General features: G+C 52.9%; 13 protein-coding genes. 6 read left to right on the plus strand and 7 right to left on the minus strand.

Annotation, left to right across the window (positions count from 1 at the left end):
• Positions 1-4 precede the first annotated feature (4 nt).
• Complete coding sequence (locus IEX77_RS01470; RefSeq protein WP_188807389.1) at positions 5-763, minus strand: polyprenol monophosphomannose synthase; 759 nt, start codon at positions 761-763, stop codon at positions 5-7.
• 1,445 nt (positions 764-2,208) lie between these two features.
• On the opposite strand from IEX77_RS01470, the gene IEX77_RS01475 reads away from it, so the two are divergent.
• Together IEX77_RS01475 and IEX77_RS01480 are read left to right on the plus strand one after the other, a co-directional pair.
• On the plus strand, positions 2,209-4,068 hold the full coding sequence (locus tag IEX77_RS01475) for a 2-oxoacid:acceptor oxidoreductase subunit alpha (protein WP_188807390.1): 1,860 nt from the start codon (positions 2,209-2,211) through the stop codon (positions 4,066-4,068).
• Between the two features lie 4 nt (positions 4,069-4,072).
• Positions 4,073-5,107 (plus strand): 2-oxoacid:ferredoxin oxidoreductase subunit beta, encoded by a 1,035-nt coding sequence (locus IEX77_RS01480; protein WP_188807391.1) that lies wholly within the window; start codon positions 4,073-4,075, stop codon positions 5,105-5,107.
• 242 nt (positions 5,108-5,349) lie between these two features.
• On the opposite strand, the gene IEX77_RS01485 is transcribed toward IEX77_RS01480, so the two are convergent.
• The 6 genes from IEX77_RS01485 to IEX77_RS01510 all read right to left on the minus strand — a co-directional run bounded on the left by IEX77_RS01485 (position 5,350) and on the right by IEX77_RS01510 (position 12,231).
• The gene (locus IEX77_RS01485; protein ID WP_005467333.1) at positions 5,350-5,571 is read right to left on the minus strand and encodes a DUF2795 domain-containing protein; all 222 of its coding nucleotides are present in this window, start codon (positions 5,569-5,571) and stop codon (positions 5,350-5,352) included.
• Positions 5,572-5,944: 373 nt separating this feature from the next.
• Positions 5,945-7,486, minus strand: a complete 1,542-nt coding sequence (locus tag IEX77_RS01490) for a YifB family Mg chelatase-like AAA ATPase (protein ID WP_188807392.1) — start codon at positions 7,484-7,486, stop codon at positions 5,945-5,947.
• Between the two features lie 72 nt (positions 7,487-7,558).
• On the minus strand, positions 7,559-8,260 hold the full coding sequence (locus IEX77_RS01495; protein ID WP_188807393.1) for a hypothetical protein: 702 nt from the start codon (positions 8,258-8,260) through the stop codon (positions 7,559-7,561).
• Entirely contained in the window at positions 8,247-10,358 is a 2,112-nt protein-coding gene (locus IEX77_RS01500) for a GDSL-type esterase/lipase family protein (RefSeq protein ID WP_188807394.1), read from the minus strand. The genes IEX77_RS01495 and IEX77_RS01500 overlap by 14 nt, the downstream gene beginning before the upstream one ends.
• Before the next feature lie 16 nt (positions 10,359-10,374).
• Complete coding sequence (locus tag IEX77_RS01505) at positions 10,375-10,983, minus strand: DUF4294 domain-containing protein (RefSeq protein ID WP_188807395.1); 609 nt, start codon at positions 10,981-10,983, stop codon at positions 10,375-10,377.
• Between the two features lie 21 nt (positions 10,984-11,004).
• Positions 11,005-12,231: an L-serine ammonia-lyase, iron-sulfur-dependent, subunit alpha gene (locus IEX77_RS01510; protein WP_009432927.1), complete on the minus strand. Its 1,227-nt coding sequence runs from the start codon at positions 12,229-12,231 to the stop codon at positions 11,005-11,007.
• Between the two features lie 1,010 nt (positions 12,232-13,241).
• Between IEX77_RS01510 and htpG the strand changes: the two genes are divergently transcribed.
• The 4 genes from htpG to purE all read left to right on the plus strand — a co-directional run bounded on the left by htpG (position 13,242) and on the right by purE (position 17,177).
• Positions 13,242-15,299 carry a molecular chaperone HtpG gene (gene htpG / locus IEX77_RS01515; protein WP_188807396.1) on the plus strand — a complete coding sequence of 686 codons (2,058 nt, stop codon included), beginning with the start codon at positions 13,242-13,244 and terminating at the stop codon, positions 15,297-15,299.
• 136 nt (positions 15,300-15,435) lie between these two features.
• On the plus strand, positions 15,436-16,146 hold the full coding sequence (locus tag IEX77_RS01520) for a transporter (protein WP_188807397.1): 711 nt from the start codon (positions 15,436-15,438) through the stop codon (positions 16,144-16,146).
• A gap of 135 nt (positions 16,147-16,281) precedes the next feature.
• Complete coding sequence (gene gcvH / locus IEX77_RS01525) at positions 16,282-16,662, plus strand: glycine cleavage system protein GcvH (RefSeq protein WP_009433119.1); 381 nt, start codon at positions 16,282-16,284, stop codon at positions 16,660-16,662.
• Positions 16,663-16,664: 2 nt separating this feature from the next.
• On the plus strand, positions 16,665-17,177 hold the full coding sequence (purE, locus tag IEX77_RS01530; protein ID WP_009433103.1) for a 5-(carboxyamino)imidazole ribonucleotide mutase: 513 nt from the start codon (positions 16,665-16,667) through the stop codon (positions 17,175-17,177).
• The last annotated feature ends 43 nt before the right edge of the window (positions 17,178-17,220 follow it).

Genomic DNA, 17,220 nt, shown 5'->3' on the forward strand with positions numbered 1-17,220 from the left:
GGTGTTAGGCGTTGGTGCTGTGAGTATTCTTGTTGGGGAAGCCCTTGAAGCAGTGCCAGTAGCGGAGCTTGAAGACCCCGAGGAAAGCCTCCTTGAAGATCGAGGTATTCATCTTCGAAGTTCCCAGCACGCGATCCTCGAAGGTAATGGGTACCTCCTTGATCTTGAAGCCAAGGCAGTAGGCGGTGTACTTCATCTCGATCTGGAAGGCATAGCCCTTGAAGTGTACTTCGGGAAGGACCATCGTCTCGAGTACTCGGCGACGATAGCAGACGAAGCCAGCCGTCGAGTCCTTGACTGGCATGAAGGTGATGAGGCGCACGTAGAGCGAAGCCCCATAGCTCATGAGGATGCGATCCAGCGGCCAGTTCTTCACGCGACCACCACGGGTATAGCGTGAGCCAACGGCTACATCTGCTCCTCCTTCGGCACATGCCTTATAGAGCTCCAGTAGCTTCATCGGAGGGTGGCTGAAGTCACAGTCCATCTCGAAGATATACTCGTAGTCGTGCTGTAGTGACCACTGGAATCCGGCGATGTAGGCTGTGCCGAGTCCGAGCTTGCCCGAGCGCTCCAGGAGATGTACCTGCCCAGGATATTCTGCTTGCTTCTCTCGTACGATGGCAGCTGTGCCGTCGGGCGATCCATCATCGACGATGAGCAGGTGGAAGGGCTGGGGGAGTGCGAGTACGGTGTCGATCATCTGAGCGATGTTCTCCCGCTCGTTGTAGGTGGGTATAATGACTATGCTATCGCTATTCATATTAATATATGGGGTTCGACTTCCTGCTGAGGTGGAGTCCAATTCCGAGCCTTTTGGTCGATGTCCAAGGCAAAGATACCAAGATTTGGTTAGTCTTGGACTGAAAAAGTACGATGGACTTGGGGTGATCCTGTGATGAAGGCCGCTGTATTTGCGGAGGTCGTTTGATGCGTTGCTATTGAGTGGTGCTTCCAACCAATAGTGGTCTACGATCAAAGCAGTATTGGTGCAAGGGGCAAATCAATAGTGGTATGAGGGGCAAACCAATATGAGACTATTGCCGAGAGTCCTGTCCTCTATTTAGAGTGCTAAGGCATCGCACGCCCAGTTCCCCGACATATCTCTCCTAAGCGCTACACAAGCCTTTCGCCTTATCGCGCGTATTCCTCTTATCCAGCGGAGGGAAAAGTGTCCTTCTCGTGAAGGAAAAAGCGCCTTCACATAGTGGTTTTCCTCTGTCTATGCACGTAGTCTTAAAGACCAGGCACGTAAATCCAAATGTCCACGTACGTAGATATTAGAGCCACGTACGTAGTCCAAACTTATCAGCCACTCGTCCACAACTTTTATCCCTACGTGGAGCAACAACCTAATAGAGGTTACTTCACAATGCTATATAGGAATCAGTGCAATGCTATATAGTAATCAGCACAAAGCTATATAGGAATCCAAGTAAAGCTATATAGGAATCAGCACAAAGCTATATAGGAATCAGCACAAAGCTATATAGTAATCAGTACGAAGCTATATAGCTTTCTTCGCCATCCTATAGAATAGAACTCTACCCACGCATCCATATACCTATTATGAGACCATTGCGCAAGCCCACCTCTCCATTACTCGTACCTTTTTTCCCCGAAAATAGGAGGCTTTAGGTTGAGAAGTTCGAAGGAGAAAAGTGCAAGCTGTGAAGAGATGATCTGGTACAATGGCCTCAATATTGCTTCGAGTGCAAAGTAGTATTGCTTCACCCGCAGAGCACTATTGGTTAGAGACAGCCCCCAGTAATAGGGGGCCTTATGAATCGGGGCTTAGAGCTTGAAGAAAGAAGGGTCTTAATAAGCCAATGTATAGTGAGTTGCCACTAATTTAATAACCTCTTTCCCTCACTTACGGTCCCCCGCTTTAGGATATTTAAGAGCTGGAGGCAGCTTACTGATAAGGATGATGACCCCCTCTGCTGACTACTCAGTCAGTAGCTGCTATCGCCTTGTGAAGGAGGGGATGTAATCCCTATGTTTGTGAAAATATTTAATTAAGTCGGGGTTTGGTGGGGTGTACTTTATTCGTTAGCTTTGCTTTGCATTTGCAGAACAAAATAAGCAATGGTGGCACGGCATGTCCTCTATCACTAACGGTACTATTCCTCACCAGAAGACACAACCTCCCATGGGTGGCTTTGGCCGTGCTAACATACGTATTATATAATTTGTAGTAGTAAAGCTATGGACGAACAGAAAGCGGTCAAAACCCTTAAAGACATCGTGATCCGCTTCTCCGGTGACTCGGGGGACGGTATGCAGCTCACAGGGACGATCTTCTCTGACCTCTCCGCCATGACGGGGAACACCATCTCGACACTCCCCGACTTCCCCGCTGAGATCCGCGCCCCACAGGGTACCCTGAGTGGTGTATCTGGATATCAAGTCCAGATCGGCTCTCGCTCGGTACGTACTCCAGGTGAGAATGCGGACATTCTTGTGGCGATGAATCCTGCCGCTCTTAAGGTTAGTGTCAAATACCTTAAGAAGGACTCGATCATCATCATCGACACAGACTCCTTCTCCACCAACGACCTGCGTAAGGCTGAGTTCCTGACTGAAGATCCCTTCGAAGAACTCGGACTGAAGACTCAGCAGGTCATCCCTGCTCCGATCTCTTCGATCGTGAAGGAAGGTCTTAAGGACTTTGGCCTCGACGCTAAGTCTGCCCTCCGATGCAAGAACATGTTTGCTCTTGGGCTCATCTGCTGGATCTGTGATCGTCCTCTTGGCCCCGCAGAGCAGTTCCTCGACCGTAAGTTCGGTAAGAAGCCTCAGCTCCGTGATGCTAACATCGCATCGCTGAACCACGGCTTTGACTTCGGTGCTAATACCCACGCCTCGGCCAGCATCTTCCGCATCGAAACGCAGAAGCCTGTACCAGGCCGCTACCTCGATATCAATGGTAACAAGGCTACTGCTTACGGGCTGATCGCAGCTTCTGAGCAAGCTGGTCTCGAACTCTTCCTCGGTAGCTATCCTATCACTCCTGCTACGGATATCCTCCATGAGCTCGCTAAGCACAAGGCTCTTGGCGTGAAGACCGTCCAGGCAGAAGACGAAATCGCTGGTATCTGTACCGCTATCGGTGCTTCCTTCGCTGGTGACCTCGCTGTGACGACTACCTCTGGGCCTGGTCTTGCCCTGAAGAGTGAAGCTATTGGCCTCGCTGTGATGGCTGAGCTTCCTCTGGTCATCATCGACGTACAGCGCGGTGGTCCTTCAACGGGGCTTCCCACAAAGAGCGAACAGACCGACCTGATGCAGGCTCTCTACGGCCGCAATGGTGAAGCTCCTATCCCTGTCCTCGCTGCGACGACACCTGATACTTGCTTCCTCTATGCCTACTGGGCTGCTAAGATCGCCGTTGAGCATATGACTCCTGTTATCCTGCTTACGGATACCTTCGTTGCTAATGGCTCGTCAGCTTGGCGAATTCCTGACCTCCACGAGCTACCCACGATCGAGCCTAACTACGTGTCTAAGCTCCCTGAAGGTGCAGCTGAGGGCTGGCGTCCTTACTTCCGCAACCCCGAAACAAAGGTTCGCTACTGGGCTGTACCAGGTACCCCAGGCTTCGAGCACCGTCTCGGTGGTCTTGAAAAGAACTTCACGACCAGTGCTATCAGCACTGACGCTGCTAACCACGCCCTCATGGTCAAGACCCGTCAGGAGAAGATCGACTACATCTCTAATGAGATCCCTCTCCTCGAGGTCGAAGGCGATCAGGATGCCGATACGCTGATCGTCGGCTGGGGTGGTACCTATGGGCACCTCTACGAAGCTTCCCATAAGGTACGTGAGCAGGGCTACAAGATCGCTCATGCCCACTTCGCTTTCATCAACCCTCTGCCTAAGAACACAGAGGAAGTGCTGCGCCGCTACAAGAAGGTCATCATCGCTGAGCAGAATACGGGTATGTTCGCTCGTCACCTGCGTGGTCTGATCGACAACTTCGTGCCTCATCAGTACAACGAGGTGACTGGCCAGCCCTTCAGCCTCTCTCACTTAGTCGAAGAATTCATCAAACTTATCGAAGAATAGCCCTATGGAAACGAATGCAAACCCAGTGAAGTTAGACGCTAAGAGCTTCAAGAGCGACCAGTACGTACGCTGGTGTCCTGGCTGTGGTGACCATGGTGTCTTGGCTACTCTCCAGAAGTCTATGGCCGAGGTGGGTATCTCGACCGAGCAGACGGCAGTCATCTCGGGTATCGGGTGCTCCTCACGTCTACCCTACTATGTGAACGCCTACGGCTTCCACACGATCCACGGGCGTGCTGCAGCTATCGCTACAGGTCTTAAGACCGCTCGCCCCGACCTCTGTGTATGGATCGCTACGGGTGACGGTGATAGCCTCGCTATCGGTGGTAACCACTTCATCCACGCTATCCGTCGTAATGTAGACCTCAACTTCATCCTCTTCAACAACCGTATCTATGGTCTGACGAAGGGGCAGTATTCCCCTACCTCTGAGCGTGGCTTCGTCTCAAAGAGCTCGCCCTTCGGTACGGTCGAAGATCCCTTCATCCCTGCAGAACTCTGCTTCGGTGCACGTGGTCGCTTCTTCGCTCGCTCACTGGATATCGATATGAAGCTCCTCGGGCAGTGTATGGTAGCAAGTGCTCAGCATAAGGGCGCTGCTGTCGTCGAAGTACTGGTGAACTGTGTGATCTTCAATGATGGTATCCATAAGGGTGTAGCACAGCGTGACACGCGTGAAGACCGCTCTGTCGTACTTCGCCATGGCGAGAAGATGATCTTCGGTAAGGAGAAGAATAAGGGTATCGTCCTTGATGGCCTTCGCCTCAAGGTCGTGACCATCGGCGAAGATGGCTACACACTGGATGATGTCCTGACGCACGATGCTCACGAAGTCGATCCTACCCTCCACACCATGCTGGCGATGATGGGTACGAGTGATGATATGCCTGTAGCCTTCGGTATCATCCGCGACGTCGAGGACATCTGCTATGACCAGGCTGTCACGCAGCAGATCGAAGAGGTTCGTGCTCAGAAGCCCGGTATCCGCAAGCTTGAAGACGTCCTGATGAAGGACGCCTACTGGGAAGTAAAGGAATAAGATTCTAATACCCTATATAAGACAGCGCCCCCCTCCAGTAGAAGGAGAGGGGGCGCTGTTGCATTATGCAGGGCTACACTCGTCTAGAGTCTTCTTCTTTGCTCAATTAGAGGGAGAGATTATACCGTTGAGGTGAAACACACGATGGGCAAGACAACCCAGGAGACCGAGGTCTCTATACCTACGAGAGTAGGAGTGGGGTGTCTTGCCCATCGGATTTATAGCCTCCGAATGGAGGTGGGCTAGTATTCCTCTTCGTCAAAGAAGAAGTCTTCCTTACTTGGGTAGTCGGGCCAGATATCTTCGATGGATTCGTATAGCTCGCCCTCATCCTCCATTTCCTGGAGGTTCTCAATGACTTCGATGGGAGCCCCAGAGCGCTGGGCGTAGTCGATGAGTTCGTCACGGCTTGCGGGCCATGGTGCATCTTCGAGCTTAGATGCCAGTTCTAATGTCCAGTACATAGCTGATTGGTTTGTGTATAAGTCGTTATGTGCTTAGCGAATATCAGCCGCAAAAATACGAATTATTCATTAGGTAGCCTATGGATTAGGCCACGATACCAAAATACTAAGTATTCCGCTGCTTCCCACAGTGATTTTACTCTTCCGCCACTCACATTATCAGGTGTTTCGACATCAGAGAGCACACGCTTGAGCACCCCTCTATATTGTGGTAAGTGAAGCTCGTCGGTAGTGGTCCTATGAAGGGGAAAATTAACCAGTACTACTTCGTTTTGATATGTATAGAGCTTCGGAGCAGCCCTCTCTCTGAGGCTACTCTGATGGCTTTAGAGTATGGTAATAAAAGTTCGTGAGGATGTAGGAGGTGCTGAAGCTACCGCTGCCCCCAAGAGGCGCGGTCAAGACTGCGGTAGTGAATGGCCTCAGCGATGTGCTCCTTGCGGATCTCTTCGGAGCCAGCAAGGTCAGCGATGGTACGAGCTACCTTGAGGATGCGGTCGTAGGCACGTGCCGACAGATCCAATCGCTCCATGGCGAGACGGAGCTTCTCCAGCCCTTCGGCATCGGGGCGGGCAAAGAGCTGCATAAGCCGTGGGGTCATCTGCGCATTGCAGTGTACCTCGGGGTAGGGAGCGAAGCGCCGAGTCTGTATCTCGCGTGCGGCTAAGACCCGCTCTCGGATGCGCTCACTACTCTCTGAGGGACGAGCATCGGAGAGCTTCTCAAAGTCTACGGGGACGATCTCTACCTGCAGGTCGATGCGGTCGAGCAGAGGGCCTGATACCTTCCCCAGATAACGCTGTACCTGCTGTGGGGTGCATTCGCAGGCGTGGGTCGGGTGGTTGTAGTAGCCACAAGGGCACGGATTCATCGCTGCTACCAGCATGAAGCTGGCGGGGTAGTCTACGGTATAGCGTGCCCGAGCTACTGTCACGACACGCTCCTCCAGTGGCTGACGCATGACCTCTAAGACATTGCGGCTGAACTCCGGAAGCTCGTCTAAGAAAAGCACTCCATTGTGTGCCAAGCTAATCTCTCCAGGCTGGGGATTGCTTCCACCACCGACCAGTGCAACGGGCGAAATGGAGTGGTGTGGGGCACGGAAGGGGCGTGTCGTCATCAAGGTGACGTCCTTACCCAGTTTCCCTGCTACCGAATAAATCTTCGTTGTTTCGAGGCTTTCGCCGAGAGTGAAGGGCGGAAGGATGCTGGGCAGTCGCTTTGCCATCATAGACTTTCCGCTCCCTGGGGCACCGATCATCAGGAGGTTGTGTCCGCCAGCTGCCGCGACTTCGAGTGCTCGCTTCACGGTTTCTTGTCCCTTGACCTCGGAGAAGTCAAAGGTCTCGCTCTCTATCCCTCGATAGAATTCTCCACGTGTGTCGACCTCGACGATGGGTAGAGGCGCCTCTCCTGTCAGCATCCCGATGACTTCGCGCAGGGTGCGGGCAGCATGCACCTCAAGCTTATTGACGACGGCAGCCTCCCGAGCATTGGCTTCGGGAAGAATGAAGCCGCGGTATCCTTCGCTTCGGGCTTGGATGGCTATGGGTAGGGCACCATGAATAGGGCGAACGGCTCCATCGAGGGAGAGTTCGCCCATTATCATATAGTGCTCAAGTAGGTCGGAGGGGATCTGTCCGTCAGCAGCTAAGAGTCCGATCGCAAGAGGTAGGTCATAGGCTGCCCCCTCTTTGCGTAGGTCAGCTGGACTCATGTTGATGACAATGCGCTTCCCTGGGAACTTGTATCCGCTACTCTCGATGGCCGAGATGATGCGGTCTTGACTCTCCTTGATAGCAGTGTCGGGGAGGCCAACAAGCTGGAAGTAAGAACCGCGAGTACAGCTTACCTCTATCGTCACCGTACGAGCTTGGATGCTCTGTAGGGCTGCAGCGTAGGTCTTGACAAGCATAGTGGTATAGATGTTGGGTCGGGGGATGGTGTTTGTGTTTGTGTTTGTGTTTGTGTTTGTATTGCGGTGAGGTCAGTGCCGCTTGACTCGCCCTAAGGTGTCGATCTGGAAGCGCACGGGTCGGTCGTTCCCTTGTACGCCGTACTCCCTTCGAAGTCGAGAGACTAAGCCTAAGCTATCAGAGAAAGCGATACCTCGTAGACTGTCACGGCGGAACTGACCTCGGGCTGCGCTATCAGACGGCGTAGGGTAGAGGATGACGAACTGGAGGCTGTCGGGACGAGCCTTGGCTTGCAGCCCCTCCTGCTCTCGGCGGGTGAGGCTTTGCAACCCCTCAGGTGAAGCAAATACAAGCTCAACGCTGTGATGCGCATAGAGCTCGGAGATTGTGTGGGACTTTCCCTGCAGATCAACCCCTTCAAAGGGAAGGACGCTCGTGAGCTTTGTTGTGTCGACCTGCATCGTCGTCACTTCCTTCCATGTCTTCCCCTGGAGTATATAGTAATGTACGCGCGTAGCACCGTCATGTGAGAAGATGACCGAGTGGAAGCGTGCGGTGTCGGGCGAGAGGTGGATCGTCGGCTCGAAGTGAAGTAGAGTGTCGGTCTGCTGTCCCTCGTGTCCTAAGTAGGTTACCCAAGCGATGGTGTCGCTGGAGGCTAACTTATCCAGCTTGATCGTAAGCTCAGGGTTGGACGAAGAGCAGGAGTATAGACCAGCTAAGAGGCTGGTAGCCGTGAGGGCAAGTGGAGAGCGTAGCTTATTGAGCGTCATGAGCATCGGTCTTGAGGTCAATGGAGAAGGTGCTTACGGGGAGGCCTGTAGCGCCCGTGAGGTTAGCATCCGTGTAAGGACGCCATGCGTAGCGTAGACGCCAGAGGTCTTTCCCTTGGAGTGTGGCTGGAAGCTGGAGTGTGACTGTCGCACCCTCCAGAGAACCCGTGAGTGGATGAGTCTTCCCATCGTAGGTGAGGACTTCGAAGCCTCTCAGCTCTTTCGCATCGGATGTGCGTAGCTCTGAGGTGCCTGCAAACGTGAGTTCGAGTACTTGTGCCTGCTGCCAGCTTACACTGAGTAGCTCGGGGCTACGCGCCTCGAGGGAGCGGTAGCCGTATTGTCCAGAGAGAGCGAGCAGTGCCAAGCGATGCCCGATAGGATACTTAATGGTAGGGTGGACATCCGTCTTGTCTCCGTGGTCCATTGAGACAACCATATCAACCCCTCTGTGTGGACGGGCAAGACGTCGCTGGCTATCGCGGAAGGCGGGCCATGAAGGGCGGTTGATCGAGGAGAGCTGGACATAATAGAAGGGGAGGGTAGCACCGAAGGTCTTACGCCAACTCTTAACAAGAAGCGGGAAGAGTTGCTTATGTGCCTCGATGTTATGGGCGTTGGACTCTCCTTGATACCAGATAGCCCCTCGGAATGTGTAGCTGGAGAGTGGACGTATCCCCGTATCGTAGAGATAAGTCGGAGCGTAGGGATGGCGAGCAAGAGGTGTGTCTCGTGCTTGGAGGTTCTGCCCAGCGCGCTCACGTACCCATGGCATGATGAAATCATTCTTCCTCCATTGGCGCAGGATCGCAGGGAGCTCCTGCTCAAGTGTGGCGCGGTCAATCCACGCCTCCGTGGGAGAGCCACCGATGGCATTGACTACGATACCGACGGGTATCTGGAGGCTATCTCTCAGCTCACGAGCGAAGTGATAGGCGATCGCTGAGATGTTGGTCTTAGAGGGACGAGCTCCTTCCCATGTAGCAGGGAGGTAGTAGCGGAGTTGATCCAGTGAGTCTAAGAAGCTCACAGGCCAAGCTGTGGCAGTCGTCTCGTGGGCGGGCTGCATGTTGTAGATGCGCAGCATACTGTCAGGCTGTATGGGACGATGCTCTTTATCCGTGCTTTGACTGAGCATGAAAGCCATGTTGGACTGCCCAGAGCATAGCCAAACTTCCCCTACATAGACGTTGCTAAGCTTGATCTCACGCTTGCTCTGAGGTGTGCTTACCTCAAGGCTATAGGGACCACCAGCTGACTGCGCTGGGAGGGTGATCGCCCATTCCCCGAGGCGATTAGTCTTAGTATTACCACTCCAGCCATGGAAGGAGAGTGTGACAAGTTCCCCTGCATTGGCTTTCCCTCGGATGGTCAGTGAACGCTGGCGCTGCAGGACCATCCCATCAGAATAGATGGCTGGGAGCTGTAGTCCTCCGAAGTCACCCGAGATAGCTTGGTAGGCAGTCTCTGCGAGGAAGTGCATACCAGCTGCTATGGGGTGCACTGCATCGGGAAAGTAATGGGGGTAGGGATAGAGTGGAGTGTGGAAGTCGATAAGCTCAACATCTGCACTCTTAGCCACCTGCTCAATGGCCTGCTGTATCTGTAGCTGCCAGTCTCGCGTACCCGACTCAAAGCGAGGATGCTCCACACCAATAGGTGTCGTGCGAGCGATGAGGATACGTACCTGAGGATTGACGGCGCGTAAGGTATCGATGAGGTGGTGATAATCGGGAATGAACTCATCCTGATAGTTCGGCCAATTGCGAGGGTCCGTGTCATTGACCCCGAGATGAATCACGGCGATATCTGGGCGGAAAGCCAGAGCCTTTTTGTACTCCTCCTGCTGGAAGTAAGGGCGATGCCCTCGAGCGAGCAGTGTAGCTCCAGACTTCCCGAAGTTCTCTACTTGGTACTTCGCTCCCAGCTTCTGCTGCAGGAGGACGGGATAGGCCTCGTGCTCTCGGTCTGCGAGTCCATAGCCATAGGTGATGCTATTGCCGATGCAGGCTACGCGGATAGGACCTTTGGACTTCCCAGAAGCGGTGAAGCTGAGGCCTAAGAAGAGGGATAGGTAAAGGCCGTATTTAATTCTCATGGTGAATTGCTTGTCGTCAGAGTATGCGCTGATCGTAGAGGCGGACGATACGTTCGGTGAGTGCATCGTCGGGATCCGTCTGGGGACGGTAAGTAGCCTTCAGGCTGGCACCTGTGATACGGGCAAAGACCTGCCAAGTCCATGCCTTGAAGCCCCCGAGGAAGGCTTGGACGAGTTCATAGCCCGTCATGCCGCACTGTCGGTTGATTAGCTTGATGAGGAGCTTCCCCTGATTGAGGGTCAGGTCTTTCATCTTAGGTTCCATGTCTTCCTTGAGCTCCTTCTCGACTCGCTTGAGGTGGGGCTCTTGCTCCTTCTCGGGGAGGGTCTGCATATATTCGTAGGTCTCGATGATCGTGGCCGCTACGTATTTGGCGTAGGGATAGACCTTCTTGACGTCACGTATGCGCCGCCAGAGCTGTCGTCGCTCCTCGATAGTGAGGGGACGGACAGTGCGATTGGCGGAGATATATACCTCGGCAAACTGGATCACCAAAAGGCTGTCATTGACAGCCCGACTCACCGAGTCTGTGCGAGGAGCTTGCGCATGAAGCTCCATACTCACTCCACCGAGAGCGAGGAGAAGTGAGGTAGAGAGGCTGAGGATGACAGAGCGAGGCGACATAGCTTTTTGGGGTATGGAGAATTACCAGGGGCGAGGAGGCTTCTTGGCAGAATACTCGGTAGCGAGACCGCCTGCAGAAGTCTCTCTGTAGAGGCTGGGAAGGTCATGCCCCGTCTTGCGCATCACCTCGACGACCTGGTCGAAGCTGACGCGATGGCGTCCATCGCTGAAGGTCCCATAGGTGTTGGCATCTAAGGCACGAGCTGCAGCGAAGGCATTACGCTCAATGCAGGGGATCTGGACGAGTCCGCAGACCGGGTCACAGGTGAGGCCTAAGTGATGCTCCAGCGCCATCTCTGCAGAGTACTCGATCTGGAGGTTGGAGCCACCGAAGAGCTGGCTGGCGGCAGCGGCTCCCATAGCACAGGCTACGCCGATCTCACCCTGGCATCCGACTTCTGCGCCCGAGATGGAGGCATTGGTACGTACGACATTTGCAAAGAGGCCTGCTGTCGCCAAGGCACGCAGGATACTTTGCTCGGGGAAGTTGCGGCTCGTCTTGAGGTGATAGAGTACCGCGGGGACGACACCACAGCTCCCACAAGTCGGAGCCGTAGCGACACGTCCGCCTGATGCATTGTGCTCGCTGACAGCGAGCGCATAGGCATAGACGAGACCTCTATTCTTGATACTGGCAGAGCCGTAGCCCTCGGCCTTGACCTTGTAGAGAGCAGCCTTACGGCGGAGCCCCAAGCCTCCAGGGAGGACTCCTTCTGCATTTAGTCCCGAATGGATGGCTTGCTGCATGACGTCCCAAATCTTAGCCAGATAGTCCCAGATCTCAGGGCCTTCGTAGTGCTCTACATACTCCCAGTAGGTCGTATCTTCCTCATGCAGGCGGTGCATGATATCTACGATACGGCTATCAGGATAGATGGTCGCAGAGCGCTGCTCGTTGAAGTCTTCATTGGCGAGCGTCCCACCACCGATGCTGAAGACCGTATAGGTATCAAGGAGCTTGCCTGCATCATCAAAGCCCTCGAACTTCATCCCATTAGGATGGAAGGGGAGGATGATATCAGGTTTCCACAGAATCTCCGTGGGGGCTACAGGCGTCAGTGTCTCGAGGATAGCAGCATCAGTCATGTGCCCCTTGCCTGTAGCCGCCAGGCTCCCATAGAGCGTGACGTCATAGCGCTTGGCTTGAGGACAACGGTCTCTGAACTGCTCGGCGGCACGCCGCGGCCCCATGGTGTGGCTACTGCTGGGGCCACTCCCGATACGGAATATCTGCTTGATTGTCTCCATTAAAATTATAATCGGGCTCCACTGCGGAGCAGGGAGCTGGTGACGAGTACTTAGTACGCACGCTATCCCAAAGATACAAAATCTTATACCTCGGCCTGTTTCAGTCACCAGGCTCCTATCATAACGCTCTAAATCGTCTATAGAGTCTGCCCTGGTTTGCTTCTAAGAATGAGCATCTTCCCAAGCAGATTGGGGTGGGCTTATCTAAGTTTTAGGTGTGTAGTGGTAAGTTGTTGGTAAAGTGGAATGTATGGAGATGAGGTTTGTGCAACATTGGTGGTGGGTATAAAGCAATGTTGGAGACTGTTGTGCGGAGTCCTGCCCTCTATTTATTCTGCTAAGGCATCGCACGCCTACCTCCCCGATATGCCTCTCCGAAGAGATACACAAGCCCTTCGCCTTATCGCGCGTATTCCTCTTATCCAGCGGAGGAAAAAGTGCTATTCTCGTGAAGACAAAAGCGCCTTCACGTAGTGGTATTCTTCTATCTATGCACGTAGTCTTAAAGCCCAGGTACGTAAATCCAAATATCCACGTACGTAGATATTAGAGCTATGTACGTAGTCCAAACTTATCAGCCACTCGTTCACAACTTTTATCCATACGCGGAGCAACAACTTAATATAGGTCACTTCACAAAGCTATATAGGAATCAGCACAAAGCTATATAGTAATCAGTGCAAAGCTATATAGGAATTAGTACAAAGCTATATAGCCTTCTTCGCCATCCTATATAGCTCTACCCACGCACCATAACTTATATATGAAATCATTGCGCAAGCTGTGAAGAGATGGACTTTCGCAATGGTCTCTTGAGGTGCCGTGCAATGGTCTCATATTGGATCATGCTATGCGCATATCACAGAATGCCCCCTACACATGATTTGCATATCAATTCGTTTGTGAGGGAGAGCCTGCCATATTGGCGTAGAGTAGAGGTGTGGCATCCTCTTTGAATAAGGGAAGGCACTAACACGTATATCCATCATACAAGATAAACTATAGACTCTATGAGTAAGCAAGGTAAGATTGGGGTGACGAGTGAGAACATCTTCCCCGTCATCAAGAAGTTCCTCTACAGTGAACATGATATTTTCCTTCGTGAGCTGGTATCCAATGCCGTAGATGCTTCGCAGAAGCTGCGTGCACTGGCCTCGGCAGGCGAGCTCAAGGGTGAGCTGGGTGACTTGAAGGTCTCCATTAGCTTCGATGCTGATGCTAAGACGATCACTGTCAGTGACCGTGGTATCGGTATGACTGCTGAGGAGGTCGAGAAGTACATCAATCAGATAGCCTTCTCTGGAGCAGAGGAGTTCCTCGATAAGTATAAGGACGACAAGGTGGCTATCATTGGTCACTTTGGTTTGGGCTTCTACTCGTCCTTCATGGTGTCTTCGCGTGTCGAGATACAGTCGCTCTCTTATCGTGAGGGTGCAGAGCCTATCCACTGGAGCTGCGAAGGTAACCCAGAATACATCCTGGAGAAGGGGAGTCGTACGGAGCGAGGAACGGATATCATCCTGCATATTGACAGCGAGAGTGAAGAATTCCTCAGCAAGGATCGCCTCTCAACGCTCCTCAATAAGTACTGCAAATTCCTCCCTGTGCCCATCGTCTTTGGGAAGAAGCAGGAGTGGAAGGATGGTGCCTATGTCGATACCGACGAGGATAACCAGATCAATGATGTACACCCCGCTTGGACCAAGAAGCCCTCGGAGCTGAAGGATGAGGACTACATTGCCTTCTATCACCAACTCTATCCTCAGACCTTTGAGGAGCCTCTTTTCTGGATTCACCTCAATGTAGACTATCCCTTCAACCTTACGGGGATCCTCTACTTCCCCAAGGTGAAGAATCAGATGGAGCTGCAGCGCAATAAGATCCAGCTCTATGCTAACCAAGTCTTCGTCACGGAAGACGTAGAAGGGATCGTCCCTGAGTACTTGACTCTGCTGCATGGGGTCATCGACTCTCCAGATATCCCGCTGAACGTCTCGCGCTCTTATCTGCAGAGTGATGCTCAGGTCAAGAAGATCTCCAATCATATCTCCAAGAAAGTCGCTGACCGACTTGATGAACTCTTCCGTAATGAGCGTAGCCTCTTCGAGGAGAAGTGGGAGAGTCTGAAGGTCTTCGTGCAGTATGGGATGCTCTCCGATGAGAAGTTCTACGATAGAGCCGTGAAGTTTGACCTCGTCACTGATATCGACGGGAAGCACTTCACCCTTGACGAATACCGCACCCTTACCGAAGGGGAGCAAACTGATAAGGAAGGCCAGCTCGTATGGCTCTATACGAATGACCGCAACAGTCAATATACAGCTATCGAGCGTGCTAAGGCTAAGGGCTACTCTGTTCTCCTCTTAGATGGTCCTCTGGATGTCCATGCGGTATCTCAGCTGGAGCAGAAGCTCGAGAAGACACGCTTCGTACGAGTAGACTCTGACCCTATCGATAAGCTTATCGCTAAGGATGAGCAGCGTGCTGTCAGTCTCTCCGATGTAGAACAGAAGGCCTTGAAGGCCCTCTTTGAAGGGCGCCTGCCTCGTGAGGAGAAGCGCAACTATAGCGTGAGCCTCGAAGCACTTGGTGCTGGTGCTGATGCCGTGTTGATCACTCAAGGGGAGTTCATGCGCCGTATGCAGGAGATGGCTCGGCTGCAGCCTGGTATGAACTTCTATGGTGAGCTTCCCGAAGGCTACAACGTGGTACTCAATACTGAGCATCCATTGATCCAGCGTCTCCTTGCTTCGGAGAAGGAGGTTGTAGAGCCTAAGCTCTCGACTCTGCGCGCTGAGCTTCAGGAGCAAAGTGAGCTTGTCGAAGCTGCTCGTACGGTGCAGTCAGCTAAGAAGCCCGAAGAGGTGAGTGTGGCCGAACGTGAGGAGCTCGATGCTCTGACGAGTAAGCAAGCCGAACTTGAAGGGAAGATTTCTGAGGAGATCAAGAAGTTCGGTGCCGAAGAGCTTCTCGTGGGGCAGCTCGTTGACCTTGCGCTCCTTGGTAATGGCCTACTCTCAGGTGAGGCACTTGCTGCCTTCATCCGCCGTAGTCAGCAGCTCCTGTAGTAGACCAAGGTATATTATAAGGTAACTGAGGCTGTGCCTTCGGTATCCAGATCACATGTTGGTTGGATGCTGGAGGCACAGCCTTCTTCATTATAGCAGTTGTACCTTTGTGCTCATACATTACTATTTACATGATATGCGCTACCTCTATACATCACTCCGCCGCTGGAGTCTCTCTTTATTGACTTGCTCACTATTGGCTGGATCACTCTCTGCACAGACGGATAATGAAGTGCAACCTGACCGTCCTGACCAAAGTGAGGGAACAAGTGTACTAAGCCCACGACGCCTACAGATCGAGTGGGGAGTAGGGGCTTCCTCAGGGCATCATAACATGGGCCTAATGCTTCGCTATGGACTTGTGCCTGATCTTGAGCTCCGCTTAGAAGGTCTATTGCAGCGTCCTTATCGCGGGGCAGTACAGGTCTCAGATCTCACGCTCAGCTCCAAGCTTGCACTCTTCTCTGGTGATGGCTGGATCCCAGCCATGACGCTTGTCGGCTATCTGAACTACGCACCTCAAGAGGAGGCACGTAGGGTGACGGGAGATCTTACACTTGCTCTTGAGCAGGAACTGGCATCGGGCCTTTCCCTTACCTGTAACATTGGCTCAGCTGAGGGGATGCGTCGCCTCTCTCTGACCGCAGAATTAGGCTATAACTTCACAGATCGACTAAGCTCCTTCGTGGAGTACTATGGAGTCTTTGGCCCTGCAGAGCATGGGGGTGACTTGGGGCTAAGCTATGCTGTGACGAAGGATTTCCTTGTAGACCTCTCTTGCGGTAGGACTTTTTTCGCCAGCGGAGCGGTGAACTATGCCTCCCTCGGAGCCACCTACAGACTATAGTTTGGAGCTGGAGAAAATGGGGTGAGTGAAAACTTTTCGGCACGTTTCGTAAGCTCCGATATGTTGATTATCTTTGCTCCATAAAGCAAATAAGCTATTTCGTATCAACTAACTTTATAACCCCCAAGAAAGAACATGAACATTCCACAGGAACTGCGGTACACCAAGGACCACGAATGGGCACGCCTCGAAGGTGATGTTGTCTACGTAGGTATCACGGACTACGCTCAGGGTGAGCTCGGCGAAATCGTCTATGTAGACGTCACGACCGAAGGTGAAAGCCTCAGCGCAGAAGAAGTCTTTGGCTCTATCGAAGCTGTAAAGACGGTATCTGACCTCCTCCTCCCTATCGAAGGGGAAATCCTCGAAGTCAACAGCGAGCTCGAAGATAGCCCTGAGCTGGTCAACAGCGATCCCTATGGTAAGGGGTGGCTCGTCAAGATCAAGCCCGCTAACGCTGACGACGTAGAAGGTCTGCTCAGCGCTGACGACTATAAGGCTCTCATCGCAGGATAAAGATGCAAGCATCTCCACTGGTCAGCATCATTATGGGCAGTACCTCCGATCTGCCCATCATGGAGAAAGCTGCCGCTCGTCTCGATGCCCTCGGCATTCCCTTTGAGATGCTCGCGCTCTCCGCTCACCGCACGCCTCGTGAGGTAGAGGAGTTCGCCACTACGGCTAAGGAGCGTGGCGTCAAGGTAATCATCGGTGCTGCTGGTATGGCTGCCCATCTCTGTGGTGTCATCGCTTCGATGACTTCCATTCCAGTGATCGGTGTGCCTATTAAGGCTTCCCTGGAGGGCGTCGATGCTCTCTACTCTATGGTGCAGATGCCTCCAGGTATCCCCGTAGCGACCGTGGGAATTAATGCGGCAGAGAATGCTGCACTCTTGGCCGTACAGATGATGGCTACCTCTGATGAAGAGCTCTATCGTAGACTCGAAGCCTACAAGGAGTCGCTCAAGGAGAAGGTCGTCAAGGCTAATCGAGAGCTTGCAGAGGTCAAGTTCGAGCACAAGACGAACTAACCCCCGCATACATATGTTGTAAACCCAGGAGGTGGAAGCACTT

Source organism: Porphyromonas pasteri, assembly GCF_014647755.1.
GTDB classification, from domain to species: domain Bacteria; phylum Bacteroidota; class Bacteroidia; order Bacteroidales; family Porphyromonadaceae; genus Porphyromonas; species Porphyromonas pasteri.

Excerpts from the sequence above, each read along its gene's own strand:
- IEX77_RS01500 (WP_188807394.1), bottom strand. The coding sequence starts at position 10,358 with ATGAGAATTAAATACGGCCTTTACCTATCCCTCTTCTTAGGCCTCAGC.
- IEX77_RS01520 (WP_188807397.1), top strand. The coding sequence starts at position 15,436 with ATGCGCTACCTCTATACATCACTCCGCCGCTGGAGTCTCTCTTTATTG.
- IEX77_RS01470 (WP_188807389.1), bottom strand. The coding sequence starts at position 763 with ATGAATAGCGATAGCATAGTCATTATACCCACCTACAACGAGCGGGAG.
- htpG (WP_188807396.1), top strand. The coding sequence starts at position 13,242 with ATGAGTAAGCAAGGTAAGATTGGGGTGACGAGTGAGAACATCTTCCCC.
- IEX77_RS01490 (WP_188807392.1), bottom strand. The coding sequence starts at position 7,486 with ATGCTTGTCAAGACCTACGCTGCAGCCCTACAGAGCATCCAAGCTCGT.
- IEX77_RS01505 (WP_188807395.1), bottom strand. The coding sequence starts at position 10,983 with ATGTCGCCTCGCTCTGTCATCCTCAGCCTCTCTACCTCACTTCTCCTC.
- IEX77_RS01510 (WP_009432927.1), bottom strand. The coding sequence starts at position 12,231 with ATGGAGACAATCAAGCAGATATTCCGTATCGGGAGTGGCCCCAGCAGT.
- purE (WP_009433103.1), top strand. The coding sequence starts at position 16,665 with ATGCAAGCATCTCCACTGGTCAGCATCATTATGGGCAGTACCTCCGAT.
- IEX77_RS01485 (WP_005467333.1), bottom strand. The coding sequence starts at position 5,571 with ATGTACTGGACATTAGAACTGGCATCTAAGCTCGAAGATGCACCATGG.
- gcvH (WP_009433119.1), top strand. The coding sequence starts at position 16,282 with ATGAACATTCCACAGGAACTGCGGTACACCAAGGACCACGAATGGGCA.
- IEX77_RS01475 (WP_188807390.1), top strand. The coding sequence starts at position 2,209 with ATGGACGAACAGAAAGCGGTCAAAACCCTTAAAGACATCGTGATCCGC.
- IEX77_RS01480 (WP_188807391.1), top strand. The coding sequence starts at position 4,073 with ATGGAAACGAATGCAAACCCAGTGAAGTTAGACGCTAAGAGCTTCAAG.
- IEX77_RS01495 (WP_188807393.1), bottom strand. The coding sequence starts at position 8,260 with ATGACGCTCAATAAGCTACGCTCTCCACTTGCCCTCACGGCTACCAGC.